Origin of the sequence: Prevotella rectalis (assembly GCF_900607215.1) — a bacterium.
Lineage (GTDB): Bacteria > Bacteroidota > Bacteroidia > Bacteroidales > Bacteroidaceae > Prevotella > Prevotella brunnea.
The window spans coordinates 311,465-312,084 of record NZ_LR027822.1 but is presented as its reverse complement, the minus strand read 5'-3'; the positions used below and the strand labels follow the sequence as shown (position 1 = coordinate 312,084).

The window sequence follows — 620 nt, the reverse complement described above, 5'->3', positions numbered from 1 at the left end:
TCTGATGGCATGGATGTTCTCATTTGGATGGTTCTCCTGTACTTCCTGTTGAGCCTTTCAATCCAGTTGGTCGTATATATGCACCTCTGCACTTGGGCCGGGAAGTCCATATACGTGAAGTAGGCACTGTTGCGTTCGGCCTTGTACTTTCTTAGTGCAGGATATTTCCTTTCCCATTTCTCGACGAAGGTAATGAATTGTTCGCATCCCTGCAAGGAATTCATCTCGCTGTTGTCCAATTGGAACACCTCACTGCGCTGCTGAGCCATTACCGGTTTGCCTTTATGTGATGCGCCGCTGAGTATCTGCCGCTTAACGTGTGCCACGCAGAACTGGTGTGCGGCACCTGGAAAGGCTGCACAGACGGCATTCTCTATTCCTTGCAATGCATCGGAAACGACTAAGTCTATCTGTTCGACGCCTCTTTGCTTCAAGGCCTCAAGCTCGTCTTTCCAGCACAGAGCCCCTTCTGTGGGATGATTGACAACCGTGAGCACCTCCCTGCTGCCGTCTTCCAATACCCCCAGAATGGTATAGTAGGCCTCCTTGGACACCTGTCTGTCCCTACGGGTGGAAATAAAGGTGGCGTCGATATAGACGGCTAAATAGTGGGAGGAAAG

Annotated in this window: 1 protein-coding gene; it reads right to left on the bottom strand. The window is 50.8% G+C overall.

Translation table 11 applies throughout. The annotated features are described in order from the left end of the window. Positions 1 to 620, bottom strand: a 620-nt coding sequence (locus tag E0E16_RS15095) for an IS256 family transposase (protein WP_181951353.1), incomplete at both ends; no start/stop codon positions are given.